The organism is Shewanella sediminis HAW-EB3 (assembly GCF_000018025.1).
Lineage (GTDB): Bacteria > Pseudomonadota > Gammaproteobacteria > Enterobacterales > Shewanellaceae > Shewanella > Shewanella sediminis.
Genome location: NC_009831.1, coordinates 554,684 through 572,213, shown reverse-complemented (window position 1 = coordinate 572,213; position 17,530 = coordinate 554,684). Strand labels below are relative to the sequence as shown.

15 protein-coding genes are annotated in these 17,530 nt (G+C 46.0%); 6 read left to right on the top strand and 9 right to left on the bottom strand.

The features are described from left to right. The first annotated feature begins 294 nt into the window (after positions 1-294). Positions 295-516: an HP1242/YdcH family protein gene (locus SSED_RS02420; protein ID WP_012140809.1), complete on the top strand. Its 222-nt coding sequence runs from the start codon at positions 295-297 to the stop codon at positions 514-516. Between the two features lie 80 nt (positions 517-596). Here the strand turns inward: SSED_RS02420 and SSED_RS02415 are convergent, their stop codons facing one another. Beyond that, positions 597-1,061: a hypothetical protein gene (locus SSED_RS02415; protein ID WP_012140808.1), complete on the bottom strand. Its 465-nt coding sequence runs from the start codon at positions 1,059-1,061 to the stop codon at positions 597-599. Positions 1,062-1,292: 231 nt separating this feature from the next. Here SSED_RS02415 and SSED_RS02410 point away from each other — a divergent pair, with 231 nt between their 5' ends. Then, a complete protein-coding gene (locus SSED_RS02410) occupies positions 1,293-2,126 on the top strand; it encodes a mechanosensitive ion channel family protein (RefSeq protein WP_012140807.1) in 834 nt (277 codons plus the stop codon). Between the two features lie 62 nt (positions 2,127-2,188). Here SSED_RS02410 and SSED_RS02405 read toward each other — a convergent pair whose 3' ends face one another. Continuing rightward, positions 2,189-3,118 carry a radical SAM protein gene (locus SSED_RS02405; RefSeq protein WP_012140806.1) on the bottom strand — a complete coding sequence of 310 codons (930 nt, stop codon included), beginning with the start codon at positions 3,116-3,118 and terminating at the stop codon, positions 2,189-2,191. A gap of 351 nt (positions 3,119-3,469) precedes the next feature. On the opposite strand from SSED_RS02405, the gene SSED_RS02400 reads away from it, so the two are divergent. After that, positions 3,470-3,715 (top strand): hypothetical protein, encoded by a 246-nt coding sequence (locus SSED_RS02400; RefSeq protein ID WP_012140805.1) that lies wholly within the window; start codon positions 3,470-3,472, stop codon positions 3,713-3,715. 72 nt (positions 3,716-3,787) lie between these two features. Here SSED_RS02400 and SSED_RS02395 read toward each other — a convergent pair whose 3' ends face one another. The 3 genes from SSED_RS02395 to SSED_RS02385 all read right to left on the bottom strand — a co-directional run bounded on the left by SSED_RS02395 (position 3,788) and on the right by SSED_RS02385 (position 7,013). Then, positions 3,788-4,243 (bottom strand): GNAT family N-acetyltransferase, encoded by a 456-nt coding sequence (locus SSED_RS02395; RefSeq protein WP_012140804.1) that lies wholly within the window; start codon positions 4,241-4,243, stop codon positions 3,788-3,790. Between the two features lie 127 nt (positions 4,244-4,370). After that, positions 4,371-5,951, bottom strand: a complete 1,581-nt coding sequence (locus SSED_RS02390; protein ID WP_012140803.1) for a DHA2 family efflux MFS transporter permease subunit — start codon at positions 5,949-5,951, stop codon at positions 4,371-4,373. Between the two features lie 3 nt (positions 5,952-5,954). Next, positions 5,955-7,013, bottom strand: coding sequence for an HlyD family secretion protein (locus SSED_RS02385; RefSeq protein ID WP_012140802.1), 1,059 nt, complete (start codon positions 7,011-7,013; stop codon positions 5,955-5,957). Positions 7,014-7,110: 97 nt separating this feature from the next. Between SSED_RS02385 and SSED_RS02380 the strand changes: the two genes are divergently transcribed. The 3 genes from SSED_RS02380 (at position 7,111) to SSED_RS02370 (ending at position 10,263) form a co-directional block, all read left to right on the top strand. Further along, the gene (locus tag SSED_RS02380) at positions 7,111-8,040 is read left to right on the top strand and encodes a LysR family transcriptional regulator (protein ID WP_012140801.1); all 930 of its coding nucleotides are present in this window, start codon (positions 7,111-7,113) and stop codon (positions 8,038-8,040) included. 114 nt (positions 8,041-8,154) lie between these two features. Further along, complete coding sequence (locus tag SSED_RS02375; protein WP_012140800.1) at positions 8,155-8,883, top strand: YebC/PmpR family DNA-binding transcriptional regulator; 729 nt, start codon at positions 8,155-8,157, stop codon at positions 8,881-8,883. A 363-nt stretch (positions 8,884-9,246) separates the two neighbouring features. Beyond that, the gene (locus SSED_RS02370; protein ID WP_012140799.1) at positions 9,247-10,263 is read left to right on the top strand and encodes a DUF4382 domain-containing protein; all 1,017 of its coding nucleotides are present in this window, start codon (positions 9,247-9,249) and stop codon (positions 10,261-10,263) included. 126 nt (positions 10,264-10,389) lie between these two features. Here the strand turns inward: SSED_RS02370 and SSED_RS02365 are convergent, their stop codons facing one another. The 4 genes from SSED_RS02365 to zntR form a co-directional block, all read right to left on the bottom strand. Then, positions 10,390-12,369: a S9 family peptidase gene (locus tag SSED_RS02365; RefSeq protein ID WP_041421922.1), complete on the bottom strand. Its 1,980-nt coding sequence runs from the start codon at positions 12,367-12,369 to the stop codon at positions 10,390-10,392. A gap of 373 nt (positions 12,370-12,742) precedes the next feature. Then, positions 12,743-14,581, bottom strand: a complete 1,839-nt coding sequence (locus SSED_RS02360) for a multiheme c-type cytochrome (RefSeq protein ID WP_012140797.1) — start codon at positions 14,579-14,581, stop codon at positions 12,743-12,745. 514 nt (positions 14,582-15,095) lie between these two features. Next, a complete protein-coding gene (locus SSED_RS02355) occupies positions 15,096-16,397 on the bottom strand; it encodes an SO_0444 family Cu/Zn efflux transporter (protein ID WP_012140796.1) in 1,302 nt (433 codons plus the stop codon). 2 nt (positions 16,398-16,399) lie between these two features. Beyond that, a complete protein-coding gene (gene zntR, locus SSED_RS02350) occupies positions 16,400-16,879 on the bottom strand; it encodes a Zn(2+)-responsive transcriptional regulator (protein ID WP_012140795.1) in 480 nt (159 codons plus the stop codon). Between the last annotated feature and the right edge of the window lie 651 nt (positions 16,880-17,530).

Sequence of the window (17,530 nt, the reverse complement as noted above, 5' to 3'; positions counted from 1 at the left end):
TTGATGTAATGCAGTTACTAAAACGATTCATCTGCATTAACAAACTGCGTCACTCACAGACACAGATCGAGATATATTGGTTCAGTACCAGTATAGGTGGCTTTAAAAAATAAGGAGTTATACCTGCCATTATCTTTACCACCATCGGATAGCCAGAGATCGCACTTCAGCCTCTTCCCCTCAAGCAGATATTTATGACGAGTTATCAATTGTTGACCGCTATCACATTTGGCGGTCACAAATCGCGCTAATTTAGATATAAACAAAATAAAAAAGAAGGAGGAGATCACCACTATGTTTCCAGAATACAGAGAGCTCATCACTAAACTAAAGTCCGAAGACACGCACTTCCTGAAGAAGTTTAACAAGCATAATGCGTTGGATGATGAAATTAAGGAGTTAGAGCAACATAGTTCCAGTGGCTTTACCAATGAGGTCCATGAGCTCAAGAGAAAGAAGCTTCATCTTAAGGAAGAGATACATACAATTTTAAAGAATACACCACAGATGATTTAGCGCACACAGTTTGAGTTAGTAAACAAAAAATGGGCAATTAAGCCCATTTTTTATATCTGTTTAACGAGATAGAGAGTCCTCTATCTCAATGCCTTAATGAGTGCTGCACTGGAATCGAAGGTACTCACACTCATTACCTTTAAATGATCTAACTTGATCAAGGTTGCCTGATCTTTTTCGGAAGGCAACAAACGCGTCGTTTCTCCCTCTCTGTCCAGTGCCATGGAAAACGGAAGATCTTTCATTTGAGGAATAGCGACAAACTTAGCAATCAAGGAGGGCATGCCACTTATGTCAGCGACATAAACCAGCTTATCTGATGCTTGTTTTTGCTCTGCCGTCAGCACCTCAAGTGCCTCTTTGATGATATCTCCGCCTTTCATGTTACGACTAAAAAGCAGGGTCTGGGTTCCTTCAGAGACGGTGATCTCATTTTCAAACTGGTCCTGAAGTTGTATCTGAGAAACCAGATCGCCTTCAGCGTAAGATGATGCCTGAGCAAAGCTGGTCAACAGAGTACATATAACGAATAACAGGGTTCGCATGCTTTTATTCCTAGCTAGGTCTTGAGTTCATTAAACATTAACTTAGTCCGCTTAAAACCACATTAAAATTATGGGCAATTCATGATCCACTTCACCTAGTATCAACGCTAACCAATGAACACGAGAAACCAGCATCAAAATGACTACATAATGTATCTAAAATTCAGTAATCTATTTAACCTAATTTCAGCTTATTCACTATTGAAGTGATGTTATTTAAAGGTCTATACCATGAAGGAAGATCAACTCGCACAAGAGCTTGAGCAACTACAAAATGTCTATACGCTGATCACTGAGTTTTTGGTTCAATACAGTTTTCGCCTTGTGGGTGCACTATTGATTTTTCTTATCGGCCTATGGCTCGCCTCCAAGGTCGCTAAACTGGTCACAAGACAGTTCGAAAAACACAATATCGACATCACCCTAAGCAATTTTGTCAGCAACTTAGTACGCATTATTATCGTTGTCATGGTCGCCATCATTGCACTGGGAAAGCTTGGGATAAGCGTCACCCCTATGATCGCAGCCATCGGTGCGGCCTCATTGGGTGCCGGGCTCGCTATTCAAGGGATGCTCTCTAACTATGCCGCCGGCATTACCATCATAGTTACCCGTCCCTTTATTATCGGTAATACCATCACAGTTAAAGAGGTAACCGGTGTAGTACAAGATATCCACTTGGGTTTAACGGTGCTGACTAACGAGGAGGGAGAGCAGATCAGTATTCCCAATAAACATATTGTCGGAGAGATACTGCATAACTCCTTTGCAAATAAGCTGGTAGAGACCAAATTCAACATTAACTATCAATCAGATCCCGAAGCCGTTATCGAACTCACCACAAAAATACTGGCAGAGAGCCCACAGGTCAATCAAGACAAACCTGCTCACATAGGTATTAACGGTTTTAACACTGTCGGCATCGAGATAGGTATTCGATATTGGGTCCCCACCGAACGCTATTACCAAAATAAATACCAAACTAACTTAGCCATATATAAGGCGCTTCACTCAGCCGGAATCGAGATCCCATGCCCGGTAAGAGAAGTTCATATAGAGAGGTAGCTAATTCTGTTTTTCCGCTGGATCTTGCCCTAAAAAGTTCAGGGCAAGATTTAAAGTGAGGGCTAAAGCCCCCGCTGCCACTCCTGTCTTAAACCGCTCGACTGCGGCTTGGTCATGGCCTGTTCCACTTGAGCTATTAACTTCTCCTTGTCTTTACCTAAAGTCCCTTTCAACACGAGGTAATTTGAAGCGTGGTCCGAGCGAAAAATCGTTTTATCCAGCTCGAGATGCTTCAATAGAGTGTGCATTTCGACGAATAAACCATGTTGATCCGGCAGCTGAAAATGTCCATCGAAACTCGCATCCATACGCTCTGTCCCCAGAGGTAGCGTAACCACCAGAGTAGAGAGGTACTCAGGCTGAGACGCATTCATTAACTTAGCCGAGTTGATAGCATGTTGCGTTGATAACTCGGTGCCACCGAGTCCATTTAAAATCATCACCGAAGATTTAATGCCTGCCGCCTTTATCTTTTTCAGTGCGGCCAGTGACGAGTCAAAACTTTCACCTTTTTCGATCCGTCGCAGCACCTCATCATCACCACTCTCGCAACCGATATAGAGCAGGGATAAGCCGAGTGCCTTTAAACGGGACAACTCTTCAGAGGTCTTATTCTTGAGGTTTCTTGGCAGACAGTAACTGCTGATCCGGGTGACGTCGGGCAGGTGCTCACGGATCAACAAGCAGATGGCCTCTAGTCTGTCGAAGGGCAAGCTCATCGCATCGCCATCGGCGAGAAACACCCGATGAACCGAGCGACCAGTTTCTGCAACCGCAATAATATCCGCAGCAATCTTATCCAGCTTCTGCGCCCTGAAGCGTTTCTGCGGCGCGGTATACATGTCACAAAAGGTGCAACGATTCCAACTACAACCGTTAGTCACCTGCAGAATAAGTGACTTCCATTCCGATGGAGGACGAAACAAAGGCTCAATATAGTTCAAAGGCTGACACTCCCTACTAAAGAACAAGCAATAATCTGCATCATGCATCCACAGCCATAAACATATAGGTTTCAACCTGGTTCAAAGGCTACCACTCCCAACTGAAGAACAAGCAATAATCTGTATCATGCATCCACAGCCATAAACATATAGATTTCAACTTGCCTCAAAGGTTAACACTCACTAATAAAGAAAAAAACGATGAATTGTGAACAAGTTCTCATGTTTTTACATCTACTACTCACAAATGAGTAGAATTTGATCTGGTTCAATTTTTATTCAGTTTTTTTTGCTAAAGTGCACCCATTCTGAGTTTGTACAAGTTTGGCAAACTCACATTTCCCATCTGGGCAGTGAAGAAAACAGGCGCATCGGCCTGCATACGTAAAGATAATAATTATGCAAATAGCACAACAACTGAAAGACAGAAGAGAGACAGATCTGCATCATGACGTCCATTGGGACTCTATGACTGCAGAGCAAAAAATTGCTCTCTATAACCTGCACCGATTTGGCTATCGGCTGTTGTTTGTTCGCCATATGCATTCAGGACCTTTGGCTGTGATCTCTCAACAAAATCATCTGGCAACGATAAGTAGCCATGGTGAAGTGGATTACAGGACAGATGTCCAACTAAGGGATTAATCTCAACGAAGTTGTTAGATTATTACTCAGAAAGGAGCGCTGAAAAGTGCTCCTTTTATTTATTCCGGCAACTCAAGAACGACGATATAACATATCCAGATGCGGGATCCCATCTTCCAGATAAACTTCAGAGACGGGCTCAAAGCCCAACTTTTGATAGAAAGCCTTAAGGTATTCCTGTCCGCCTAATTGAATATTTTGATCGGGCCAGCATCTCTTTGTCAGCCCGATGGCTTGTGTCATCAATGAGTGCGCGACTCCACCGCCTCTGGCTTGCTCGGCTACCACCACACGTCCGATACTGGCATCGGCATAACTGACTCCTGGTGCGAGTAATCGTGCATAAGCCACAATCTCTCCCGCATCATTTCGCCCAAGCAGGTGACGGGTTTCATTATGGCGGTCTTTTTCATCTAATTCCGGATAAGGGCAGTTTTGCTCAACCACAAAAATATCGACCCTAAGCTTTAATAACTCATACAACTCATCTACCGAAAGCTCATTAAATGTCAGAACGCTCCACTGCATACCATCTCCTCTATTGAACGATTAAAGAATATAAAAATAAAGAGTAAAAAATCAGTGTAACACCACTATGCCAAAAGGGGGATCCGCAGCGATTTTAGTAAACGGACAACCGGCGGTTACACTAAAATTAATCGCTGCGTTTCCTTATCGAGAGCACTGCGACAACGGCAATGAGCAATAAGCATGAGATGATAAAAAAGACATCGTTATAGGCACTGATATAGGCCTGCTGCGTCATAGTCTGCCCCAAGAGTGCATTGGCTTGCGCCGCAGCGGTAACAGGGTCGGACCCCGCCTGAGTGAAAACATTCGCCGTCTGCATCAGATAATCATTAGCTATCGGGCTCACGGCCGGCAGAGTCTCTTTAATATGAGCCAGATGTTCTCTGGATAGGTTATCGGTCAGGGTGGACACTAAGGCGATACCGAATGCACCTCCTAAATTACGCATCACATTGAGCACCGTCGATGCCGAGGCATTTTCATGGGGCTTGATATGCATGGTGGCGATAATACCAATAGGCACTAGTATAAAAGGCTGTCCCAGAGCACGAACTATCTGTGATGCAATCATCTGCTCACCGGCATAGTCGGCGGTCATATGGCTGTTCATGTAATAGCTCAGCGAGAACATCAAGAAGCCAAACGCCGCCAGATAACGGCCATCGAAACGTTCCATCAATTTAGGCACCAGCGGCAGAACCAGTAGCTGTGGGAACCCCATCCACATAATCACCTCACCAATTTCGAGCGGGCTATAATCATGGATCTGTGACAGGTAGAGGGGGATCATATAGATAGCACCAAACAGAGCCATCCCCAATAAGAAATAAGCCACTGTAGAGAGAGCAAAATCCCTCTGCCCCAGCAACCTTAGATTGACCAGAGGCTCACTCTTTTTGAGCTGAATATAGATAAACAAACCTATGTTTATCACCGCAATAATCGACAGATATTGAATGAGAGCAGATCCAAACCAATCTTTACGGTTGCCCTCCTCCAGCACCACCTCTAAGCAGCCCATTCCTATGGCCATGGTGATGATACCAGACAGGTCCACATTCCTTAATTTTTCCCAGATAACGCCCTTTCTCTCCAAGCCATAGGCCAGCATCGCCATGACGATAAGCCCAGGTGGAACATTGATGTAAAACAGGTAATGCCAACTAAACTGCTCGGTTAACCAACCTCCTAACGTGGGCCCGATCGATGGAGCAAAAGTTGCCGTGATCCCAAACAGGGCCATCCCCACGGCGCGTTTTTCATCGGGAAGAAATTCGAGTATTAAACGAAATGCCAAGGGAATAAGCGCGCCACCGAAGAAGCCTTGCATCGCGCGAAACGCGATCATCGACTCCAGGTTCCATGAGATTGAACACAATAAGGAAGCAAAGATAAAGGCCGAAGTCGTCCATAACAGATAGCGCCTCACCGACAAGCCCTGACTCAGCCAACCAGACAGAGGAATGGCTATCATCTCTGCGACCAGATAAGCCGTCGCAATCCATGATCCCTCCTCTAGGGTAGCACCCAGACTACCTTGGATCTCTTTCATCGAAGCATTGGTGATCTGAATATCCAGAATCGCCATAAATGCACCAATCAGCCCGCCAAATACTGCGATCCATGCTCGGCGACTACCACGCTCATAACCCTGTGGCTTTGTCTCAATAGAGAGATTAACTGCGCCATTGACGATAGCACTCATCTCTTAATGACCGATGTTAGCAGCAAGTGCGCTATCTAATGACAATGTTGTGGTATCGACCTTAACGATCGCACTCAAGCCTGGAACGAGTCTCTCCCGCTCCTCACCGAGTTCCAGGCGGATCCTCACCGGAATACGCTGAACAATCTTGGTAAAATTCCCCGTCGCATTTTCCGCGGGTAACAGACTAAATTTGGCACCGGATGCCGGCGAAAGGCTATCGATAACACCTGTAAAGGTTTTGTCGGGAAACGCATCGAGATTGACCTGAACCGACTGGCCGGGCTGCATATGTTGGATCTGAGTCTCTTTGAAGTTGGCCGTGATCCAAACAGCCCCATCCGGTACCAAACTGTAGAGCGCCTGTCCTGGCTGAACGTATTGCCCCTTCAGGGCCCCACGCTTACCTATCACGCCAGAAAATGGCGCCCTGACTTGTGTATCTGCTAACTGGATTTTGGCAAGCTCTAAACCCGCCTTAGCCTTCACGACATTCGCATCGGCCTGTAACAGTTGCGCATTAAATACTGCAAGCTCTCGTTGCTTTGCAACCAAGGCCGCATTAGCTTCATCAAGATGCGCGACAGAAGACTCGAAACTCGCTTGCATCTGATCCACGTCATCCTGGGAGCTGTAATTCTTCTCTTTTAGCTTCTTAGATCGGCGCAACTGTTGCTCCGATCGCAACCGATCCGAACCAGCCGCTGCGACTCCCGCCTGAGCCTGAGCGATCAGTGCGTGTTGCAGCTCTACTTTAGCCGAAAGGGTTTGCAACTCTGCTTGTGAGCTATCAAGCTCGGCCTGACTCTGGGCTAACTTAGCTTCATACTGATTATCTTCTAACTGTGCCAGCAACTGGCCTGCGTTGACATGCTGGTTATCGGTGATGTCTGTCATCACCACATAGCCCGGAACCTTGACGCTGATATGAGAGATATCCGCTTCAACATAGGCATTATCGGTCGACTCGAAGAAACGAACTTGCGTCCACCAGTAATAAGCACCACCAGCTAAGGCTGCAAATATCAGTGGCACCGCAATGAATAATTTACTCTTGGACATGCATGACTCCTTGATTAGAGCCCTATAGTCTACTACTGTCTCCTTTAGTTTATTAGATAGTTAAAAATCAACCTACTGTCTCACAGGTGTAACAATCATGGATCTTAATCGCGTACAGATGTTTGCCCAGGTCGTCGAACAAGGCAGTTTCACCGGGGCAGCAAAAGCCTTAGGATTAACTAAGGCTACGGTTAGCCGAAAAATTGCCGAGTTAGAGGCCGATGCCGGCGTTCAGCTCCTGTTTCGTACCACCAGGTCGCTAAAGCTCACCGAAGCTGGGTCAGCTTATTACAATCGGGTTCATCATATTCTGATCGATCTGAAAAATGCCGAGGATCTACTCAGTGCCAGTCAGCAGCTGATCAAGGGAAAACTGAAAATTGTCTGCCCTATCGAGATGGGCCAGCTTTTTTTTGGCAGGATCTTTGCTCGATTTTTAAAACAATACCCGGATATCTCCATCGAAGCCGAGCTGAGTAACCGAAAAGTAGATGTCATTGAAGAGGGCGTAGATGTCCTGTTTCAAATCACCAGCAGCTCCGACACCCGCCTGCAGACCTACTCCCTGCTCAATACCAGCAAGACCTTAATGGCGAGCCCTGAGTATCTGGCACAATACGGCACACCACAAACCCCACAAGATCTCAATAAACATAGGGCGGTCAAGTTAGAGTCGGCACACATTGACGGCAGCTGGACTCTCTTCGACGGGAAAGAGTGGATCACCGTAGAGCCCGAAGCTCAGCTCACCGTGAATAATGTTACCCTTGCCAGAGAGGCAGCCATAGAGGGGTTGGGGATCACCTCGGTACCAAGCTTGATAGCCCAGCAAGCCATAGATAAGCATCTGCTCATTCCGCTTCTGGAAGATTTCCCCATGGCACAGACAAAGATCACCATGAGCCTACCACAGCGTGCATATCTACCCAGGAAGTACCGCGTCTTTATCGAGTTTATCTACCGGGCTATGAGCGAAAACCCCGATAATCACCTGCTGGATATTCCAGACTTCGTCTCGTTAGAGTGAGTTTTTCTGGCTTAAAATCAAAGATTCATAAATTAAAAAGCTCATCTCTGCAAAAAGAATGATAAAGCTGCTAACATTGCAGGCAATTTTTTAAGCTTAGTGAGATAGAGCAAGATGGGAAGAGCATACCAGAACAAGAAAGAATCCATGGCAAAAACGGCTGGGCAGAAAACCAGAATATATTCTCGCTATGGTAAAGAGCTCTACGTTTGCGCAAAAAATGGTGGTTTCGATCCTGATGGTAACCTTCCACTACGCCAGTTGATCGCCAAGGCCAAGAAAGACCAGGTACCGGCTCATGTTATCGAACGTGCGATCGAAAAGGCCAAGGGGGGCGGCGGTGAAGATTATGAAACTGCACGTTACGAAGGCTTTGGTCCTGGTGGCTGCATGGTCATCGTCGATTGCTTAACCGACAACGGCAAGCGCACCTTCACCGAAGTTCGTCAGGCATTCGTTAAAAATGACGCCAAACTGGGTGGCCCGGGTACCGTCGGTCACATGTTCGAACACCAAGCCATTTTTGTTTTCGCCGGAGAAGATGAAGAGGAAGTACTTGAGATGTTGATGATGGCCGATGTCGACGTCACAGATGTTGAAGTCGAAGATGGCATGATCAGTGTCTATGCACCGAATACCGAGTTTTACAAGACTAAGACTGCATTGAACGAAGCCATGCCTGAAGTCGAATTTGTGGTTGAAGAGATCACCTTCGTGCCACAAACCATGACAGATATCAGCGATCCTGAAGTGATCGAGCAGTTAGAGAAATTCCTCGCTGCCCTCGAAGATTGTGATGACGTGCAAAATGTCTACCACAACGCTGAGTTTGCTGAAAACTAAGCCTCATCTATAGCTCGGCAAGAGCACCTAGAAATGAACCTGTGTCATCACCTATCCGGCTGCTGGCACAGGCATTGATTTCCCCACTAAATCCCACTCAAAATTTGACTGAATTTATTGACACCAGCCAACAAATTGTCACTTTCTCTTCCAAAAAGAAATAAGCAAACTCATCAGCAAAATAAATAGCAAAAAGCTTACTCTAACCCAGTAAAAATCATGGTTTCAAGATAGACAATATTTCGATATGCCCTATGATTAATAGCGATAGATACTATCTCTCTCAGGCAGTGGCGGTAATCAATGTCAGATAAGAAAACATAAGAATCTAGCCGCTGCCGTGTATAAAATCGAAGGTAACTTATGAAACACACTAAGACAATACTCGCTATCACCCTGACGAGTTTGCTTGCGGCATGTGGTGGCAGCGATGATAACTCATCTCCTGACCCTGAATCCGGTATCTTTAACCTGGGAGTATCGGACAATCCAGCCGATGCCGAGATAGTTAACATCGCATTTAAGCAAGTCGTCCTAAAGAATGATGAAGGCTCTATCTCATTTGATGCCATAGAAGGTGGTGGACTCAAGCATGTCGATCTACTTACGGTACAAGGCGCCGAGGTCGCGACACTCGTCAGTGGCGAATCGGTTCCGGTAGGTGAGTACCAGATGTGTATCTATATGCAAAATAATGAGGCCGCAGCCTCTGGAAGCTCTTATGTAGAAACAGCCGATGGCATAGCCGGACTGACTACCAACAGCAATGGCTCCTGCGGCGGTGTTGGCGCCGAAGATCCAGACACGGGTCGCCTGTTCTTAAATAAAACCTTTACCATCGAGGAGGGAAGCAACACCTTCGTTGCCGAGTTCAATCTGGCCAAAGGCCTGCAGGCCCCTCACGGCAATAAAGATTACTGGACCTTGAAACCCACATCTGTGCAGCTGGTCAATGCCGCAGAGATAGGCGGGATTTCCGGGCAGGTAAGCTCTGCTACTTTCTCTGAATGTCAGTCCGCGGCTGTCGGATTAGAACTCCCTGATGAATATAGTCAGGCAGTTTATCTCTACCCAATCGATACGATACTGACGAATATGGCCGACTTCAGGGCCGAAAATGAGCCTTATCTGCTGACAGAGGTCGCGCCTCTCGCATCGGCTCGTGTTAACCCAATTTTTGACGAAGGTGGGACTGAGACTGGTCAGGGATACGAGTTCGGTTTTCTCGATGCCGGCACCTATAGCTTAGGCTACACCTGTGTTGCTCAACAAGATGACTCAGATGAAAATGATATTGATAAGACTCCTCCCTTCTTTATCCATATCGACGAGCAAGGGGTTGTTGTAGAGCTTGGAGAGGTCACAGAGCGTAACTTCTAGCTCTCTTTGTACTTGCTGCTTAAACACTGACCATAGTTTAAAGGCCAGCTAAAAATAGCAAACGAAAAGGCACTCAATTGAGTGCCTTTTCTATTTCAAACCAATTTTAAACTGTGTACCAAGAAGCTACTTGGTTGCGACCCGTTCACCAGGTAGCTGACTGCCATCCCCTTTAAGATAGGTATCTAAAAACTTCACATAGGCTTCCGATGCCGTAATACGATTATTTTTCTTGCTAAAACCATGCCCCTCGTCATCGAACACCACATATTCCACCGGCACTCCGTTTTGCTTCACCTTTTCAACCAACTCATCACTCTCGATTTTGAGGACGCGAGGATCGTTCGCTCCCTGGATCACCATCAAAGGTTTAGTGATATTTTGCGCGTGAAACAGTGGTGATATGGCTCTGTGACGCTCGGCATCTGTCGCCGGGTCACCCATTTCATCATATAAGGCCTTCTTAAACGATTCCCACCAAGGTGGAATAGACTCGAGCGTACGCACCCAGTTGGTGACACCGAAGATATCGATACCCACCTTAAACTCCTCCGGCTCGAAGGCTAAGGCTGCGGCTGTCATGTAGCCACCATAACTCCCCCCCATGATGCCAATCTTATCTGCATCGACCCAATCTAAGCCTTGCAGATACCTCTTTCCGTAGACGATATCCTGCAGATCATTCTCACCATGATTCTTATCATCGAGATGGAAGAAGGTTTTACCATAACCTGAGCTGCCGCGATTATTGACCGCAAACACTGCATAGCCATGATTAATCAGATGTTGGCGCATAGCGCTGTATCCGGTGCGGCTCTGGCCACCAGGGCCACCATGAACAAATACCACGGCAGGACGCTTATTGTCTGCGCTCGCCCCCTTAGGCTTAAACAGTAAGCCAGGCACTTCTAATCCATCGAAGCTCTTAAAGCGCACCACTTCACTCGCGACTAAGTCCTGGGGGTTAATCTTTGGGTTCAGTGCTTGAGTGAGCTGCTTGGCTGACTCGCTATCCATCTTCCAGACGAAGAGGTTAGAGGGTGAGGTATCTGAATTGATATAGAATGACAGAGTGCTTTCATCTTTGGAGAAATTGACACTGCGCAGATCGCCTCCGGGTAGTTGAGGCAGGCTCACCTTTTTACCTGATTCGGTATCTAGAATGCTGATACGCGTGCTGGCATCGGCGTTAACTCCACTGACACGATATTTTCCCGATTCAGAGAAGTAGACAAAGCTGACATTCCAATCATCTTTCACCGCCAAAACATGCTCGCCACTGGCGATATCGTATTGCCAAACTTGTGCAAACTCCCCCTTGGCATCGGTGCTGTAGTACAGGAACTGACTATCGGAAGAGAAGGTCATTGGGCTGTAATTGGCCGGATCTTGATGCTCGCTAATCAGCGTAGGCTTCAGGGTTCTTTTTCTGAAATCTAACAGGTATGTGTCGCTATCCCTGTTGGTATGTGTTTTAGCTAATGAGAGAAAGTACCCATCCGGTGACACCTCAGATATCTCAAAACCCAGCTCATTTTTAAAGACTAAGGTACGTTTATAAGTCTTAGCGTCATAACGATAGAGATCCATAAACTTTGGGTCGCGCTCGTTAGTGGTGGCATAGAAGAACTCGCCGTCATTGGTAAAGTTCACGAAGTTGGCACGGGTATTTTCACTATCGGTCAGATCCGTGATAGTTCCATCGATCTCACGAACAAACAGGTGATAGAGCTCATTGCCGCCATTATCCTGAGTCAGCAATACGCGATCATCATTAGGGAACCAGGATATCGGATAGGTGGTGTCTTTAAAGTTAGTCAGTGCGACTTTATTGCCGGAGGCAACATCCATCTTATAAAGATTAAAGATCCCGGTTTCATCGGAGCCCATCAAGATGGAGCGCCCATCTGCCGAGAAGGATGAACCAAAATAGGTTGTGGTTTCGAAGAAGGTCTTGGCATCATATTTCTGCACAGATGTTTGCACATTTGATGGTTCACTTGCTACAAGCTCATTCGAGCTTTTAGCGGTGTTTGAACACCCGGTAAGACCCAATCCTAAGGTTACGGCTAGCGCTAGCGCACTAAGGTGAAGAGACGTTTTCATATTTCCCTCTTTAATATCCCAAATTTTCAGTTCGAAATCGTTAGTCAAAAAATCCATATACTTCACATCATAATTAACCCTGACAATTCCAATCAGGATTAAACAAGATGGGTATAACCTAGAGGAAAATGAACAGAAAGGCGAACGATACTAATGAGACCAAATATCTGACCATTAAGCGGGAGTTCAAAGTGTAATACCAATCGGTATAAACTCCAGACAACAAAAAGGGCCCCGCAGGGCCCTTGGCAAACTGAACATTCACCAGGTCTGTCGCATCGATATCTAGTGTCTTAAAACGACGGCCTGCAGGGGAGCCGTGTATCAATTCAATATCTAACGAAATACATCCATAGATGAAGGTCCATTTAACTTAACGTTCGAATACATGGAACTTCTCGATACCGTAAGATTTCCCCTCGGCATGACAAGTTGAACAAGATTCTGATGTTGGTAATGTGTACCAATCTTCAAGCTTCTCAACGTTGATTTCGCCACCTTGTTGAAGCATGTGATTCTTAGCCGAATCATCATTATGACAAGCAAAGCAGTTAGCGGTTACCGGACTGGTCATCACACCCGACTCTCCGCCGTTATAGGCTTTAGATAAGATATATTGATTAGGGATAGCATCGATATCGATACCTTCAGCATGGCAGGCGACACAGTTTTCGGCATTTAACTTAGCTGCCGAGTTTGCTTCACCATCGGGATCTGTCGCCGTGTTACCGACTCCCCAGTGCATGCTGTGGACCATAGGACCAAAACCTGGTGCAGAGCTCTTAGCGTTGCGGTCCTGGCCATTGTTATGGCACGCGACACAACCTAAGCCACCATCATTGTAGCTACCGTTCTTGTGGTAGTTGCTACCGTTGGTATGACACGTTGTACAGCTGTCGGCGGTGACAGAGTGTCGACGCGCATATTCAGTACCGGATAGAGCATCAGAGTAACCGTGAAGCGTTACACCATCATATCCCGCATCTTCCCCGAAGTTGAAGGTCACACGTGAGCTGGCGATGATTTCAGGGAACAGTTCATCGAGAGATGAAAAACATAATGTTGCAGAACCAGCAGCATCGAAGGTTGCGCTATAAGAGCGAGCCGCGCGACCAACAATAGACGCATTCTCGTAGCCGTGCAGATAAGCCCCGATATAAGAGATGGTACCGTCCGATGTTAAGCCCTCCAGATCTAACTGCTCCTCCCCCTTGAACAGAGAGATATCGGTACAGAACTCACCTAACTCATTATTGTAAACCTGAGATGTGGCCAAGCTATGCTCTTCATGAACCGCTTTCTTTTCGGCTATCTTCTTATGGAACAAGCGCATATCACTACCTTCATTGAAGGAATTGAAGGTCGCCGCTAAATTTGAAGTTTCAACATTCGCAGTATCATGACAATCAATACATGTCTGCTGTGAATAGACAGTCTCTATAGGCTCTGCGTGACAGGTGTAACAGTTAGAGGGAGCAAAATCCTTCTCAAACTTCTGATGATTGATATGACCAATCTTCTGCAGGCTATTCTTAGCATAACCGCCGGTATTCAATGAACTACCACTATCATCCACATCGCGCGGGACGTGGTTATGACATGCCATACACCCGGCAACCAAGTCAGTTTCGCCTTCAGCATTTATTGCCGTATAACTCGAATGCTTAATTGAGGAGGCTAAGAAGTCCACGTGGCAGCTCTGACAGGTCGCCGTCGATGTCGTATGAATATTTTCAGTTTTATCGACCACAATATAACGAGACTTAGCGATATTATCGCCACCGCCAACGGCTAAACGAATAAGTCCTTCGGTACCCGCATTTACCGCAGCCATGGGCGCGATAAACTCATAGCGACCATCTTGAGTCATGGTGAGGCTGGCACCTTCGGTAGAGACATTGGCACTGCCACCCACAGAGCCATCACGGCTACGCTGGATACCTTTCTCGGTTAGTGCCGCCACTTCCGCGCTGGCTTCCTCGAGCCCGGTGATTAAGACTCCCTCTTCATTGGTGATCTCAAACTCAAATCGCACCAGTCCCTCTTCCAAGGTGTGAGACAGCATCTCAACATTGGTGACTTGAGAGCCCCCTACCGTTGGCGGTGGCGGCGTAGTGCCATCTTCGCCATCTTTACCATCACTTCCACAGGCACTTAAGCCCATCGCTCCAGCCACTACCAAAGCCAGATAACGCTTATTCAGTACTTTCATCGCCACTCCCGAATTTTACTTTTTTTAATTGCGATCTGCTCGCCCCTATAAATACATTAACGTTTGTAGGGATATATTTTTTGAAAAGAGAGTAAATTATTGAGCCGAGTCAAAGGAGTAAAGCCGAAAAATCAGAGTGATAACTAACCAGCAAAAATATGATTTACGAAGAGAAACTCCAAACGTGAGAGGCATAAACAAAAAGATGATAACTGAAGGTGATTTCGCACAGATGTTTCACTTAACGTACACTGAAACAGTGATTAACCGAAGATTAAAACGAAACATAAGTCATTGAATAAAATGAATTAATGGCGACACATACATTAGAACTCAATAAACTAAAATAACATGCGATAAGCACCTAGAAAATCAATTCTAAATTTTTAAAGCTTGCAGTTTGATGTGTTGCTCTATTTGTTTTTGGCAAAAAGACAAAGACAATGGCGATCATTTAGGTAATAAAAAAGGGCCTATCAAAGGCCCTCTCTTTTAAAACCGTTTACTTTGAAACCTAAGAACAGCAATCTCTGCGCCACCAGTTCTTTGGTAGCTTCTCGAGTAGTACTTTCAGCATCAATATCGCCAGTACGACACCCGAGGTGTACACCACGACAGATGGCAAGAGATTATGTTGCTCACCGATCTGCGGCATAACTTCAAAGCCAAATGTGGCAACCAGATAATTGACCAAAATCCCCGAAACGAGTGCGACACCCAATACTCCACCGAGATAGCCAAATAGCGCTCGTTTCCCGAGTTCCTTAGTCACGACACCTAAGGTGGCGATATTGGTCGCTGGCCCCGCGAGCATAAATACCAGTACAGCACCGGGAGAAACACCAGCCAAGAGTAATCCCGCAGCAATAGGCGTCGATGCCGTGGCACAGATATACATAGGAATTGAGATGAGTACCATCACCAACATCGCTAAGATGCCATCCCCCCATTTAGCCATGAAGTCCCCCGGCACATAAGTCTGTACCAGTGCAGCAAAGAACAGTCCGATTAATAACCAAACCGTAGTGTCACGCACCAGATCCGTTGCAGCAAAGTGCAACCCCTTACCGATACGACTGATCACCGAAGTGCCTTTTAGCTCAGTAGCGACATCTTTGGTCGATTCACAGCAACTTTCACTCTTATCACTCGCATCACTCTTTTGTGAACTACAGCATGAAGCTTTGGGCTCCTCAACTTTTATCTTACTGCTACAACAAGGTGAAACTTCAGGTTCTTTAGCTTTTTCCTTACTGCTACAACAAGATGTAGATGCTGGCTTTACGCCACTTAATAATGGCTCTGTTGCGGCCATAGGCGTCATAGTAACTGCTTTCTTGCTTGCTTCATTCTTACTGCCACAGCAAGATCCACTCACCTCACCGCTTTCTTTTACTTTTGGCTTAACTTCTGTAGGAGTATCATCATCTCGCCCAACCAACAGACCTGCCACTATCGCGCTGATAACAGCCGCAATAGGCCTGACTACTGCCATGAAAGGGCCAAGCAACACATAAGAGACGGTCACCGAATCGACACCGGTCTCGGGAGTGGAGACTAAGAATGAAGTTGTCGCGGCTTTAGATGCACCGGAGCGTCTCAAGCCAACCGCTGCCGGAATAACCCCGCAGGAACATAAAGGAAGAGGCGCACCTAATACGGCTGCCTTAACCACGGTTTTAAAGCCATGGCCGCCGAGCTGTTTTTGCATCCATACCATAGGCACAAACATTTTCAGCATGCCTGCTAATACGAGGCCCAACAATAACCAGGGGGCTGAATCTAAAAACAGGTCAATAAAATTTGCTAACAACATACCTAACCCTTACTTTGACAATTTTTTGTATACTGTGATTTATCATGATGATGAGCGTGATTTTCACACTTAATGTTATCGGTATTCGTTTCTAACGCTTCTAAGATAGAGCAATGCTCGGCACTCTCCGGTCCTCCACAACAGGCATCCGACAGACGCTGAAGTGACACTTGAAAGTGATTTAGCTCGGATATTTTTTCATTCACTTGAGCCAACTTGCTATCCACCAAGCCTTTAACATCGGCGCATGCCCAGTTGGATTTGTCTAACTCGATAGAGAGAAGCTCGGTGATCTCGGCTAAGGTAAAGCCGACCGCCTTAGCTCTTAATATAAAACGCAATCGCTCCGCATCACTCTCACTATATAAACGGTAACCCGAGTCACTGCGTGAGGAAGGCGCCAATAGGCCATGTTTTTCATAAAATCGTAATGTGTCGGCCTTCACTTCACATAGCTTAGCCAGCTCGCCAATTCGATACATATATCGCCCTTACCTATCACCACAATGAGTCTTGAATATTACAGAGTATAAACCTTGGAGTTAAATCTAAGGTCAAGGGTTATAATGCGATAAATATTGTTATACCCAAACAACCTCGAAATGCAGGATTCAGCATGTCGAGAAGTAACAGAGTTCAAGGCATGAAATTGCAGTACTAGTTATTCTAATTCAATATTTCATAACGCAGAAACATGTTGCTTCTCGCCTTGCCCTTCGGGAGCTTCCGTAGAATCCCTGCACTGCGTTAGTGATATTGAAAAGGGACTCACCATTCTCTTCAATCACTGCCTTGTTCAGCCATCCTACGGGAGCTCTGAAACGAGCATTTTGAAGTAGCTTGGGTATATATAACCCTTTTAAATAAACAGAGTGTGACGCTCTGCACAAATTAGCCGTCATCATAAACAACAGGCCTTCGAAACAATTCCATTATCTGAGGGGGGTTGTTCGCAAAAGCGTATTGTGAAATCGTGCAGAAAAAAAAAGCCTAGGGATACTTTTTACGTTAAAATACGCGCGCTACGAAACGGGAGCGACTAAAGAAGCTAGAGTTGAGGGACTTTTGGAAAACGGTTAAGCATTACAATTTATTATGCTGTTCTGTTTTCCGAAAGATCCTTAAAAATAACT

Bases quoted from the DNA above. Each gene is read 5' to 3' on its own strand.
- SSED_RS02420 (WP_012140809.1), top strand. From the start codon at position 295: ATGTTTCCAGAATACAGAGAGCTCATCACTAAACTAAAGTCCGAAGAC.
- SSED_RS02415 (WP_012140808.1), bottom strand. From the start codon at position 1,061: ATGCGAACCCTGTTATTCGTTATATGTACTCTGTTGACCAGCTTTGCT.
- SSED_RS02410 (WP_012140807.1), top strand. From the start codon at position 1,293: ATGAAGGAAGATCAACTCGCACAAGAGCTTGAGCAACTACAAAATGTC.
- SSED_RS02405 (WP_012140806.1), bottom strand. From the start codon at position 3,118: ATGCATGATGCAGATTATTGCTTGTTCTTTAGTAGGGAGTGTCAGCCT.
- SSED_RS02400 (WP_012140805.1), top strand. From the start codon at position 3,470: ATGCAAATAGCACAACAACTGAAAGACAGAAGAGAGACAGATCTGCAT.
- SSED_RS02395 (WP_012140804.1), bottom strand. From the start codon at position 4,243: ATGCAGTGGAGCGTTCTGACATTTAATGAGCTTTCGGTAGATGAGTTG.
- SSED_RS02390 (WP_012140803.1), bottom strand. From the start codon at position 5,951: ATGAGTGCTATCGTCAATGGCGCAGTTAATCTCTCTATTGAGACAAAG.
- SSED_RS02385 (WP_012140802.1), bottom strand. From the start codon at position 7,013: ATGTCCAAGAGTAAATTATTCATTGCGGTGCCACTGATATTTGCAGCC.
- SSED_RS02380 (WP_012140801.1), top strand. From the start codon at position 7,111: ATGGATCTTAATCGCGTACAGATGTTTGCCCAGGTCGTCGAACAAGGC.
- SSED_RS02375 (WP_012140800.1), top strand. From the start codon at position 8,155: ATGGGAAGAGCATACCAGAACAAGAAAGAATCCATGGCAAAAACGGCT.
- SSED_RS02370 (WP_012140799.1), top strand. From the start codon at position 9,247: ATGAAACACACTAAGACAATACTCGCTATCACCCTGACGAGTTTGCTT.
- SSED_RS02365 (WP_041421922.1), bottom strand. From the start codon at position 12,369: ATGAAAACGTCTCTTCACCTTAGTGCGCTAGCGCTAGCCGTAACCTTA.
- SSED_RS02360 (WP_012140797.1), bottom strand. From the start codon at position 14,581: ATGAAAGTACTGAATAAGCGTTATCTGGCTTTGGTAGTGGCTGGAGCG.
- SSED_RS02355 (WP_012140796.1), bottom strand. From the start codon at position 16,397: ATGTTGTTAGCAAATTTTATTGACCTGTTTTTAGATTCAGCCCCCTGG.
- zntR (WP_012140795.1), bottom strand. From the start codon at position 16,879: ATGTATCGAATTGGCGAGCTGGCTAAGCTATGTGAAGTGAAGGCCGAC.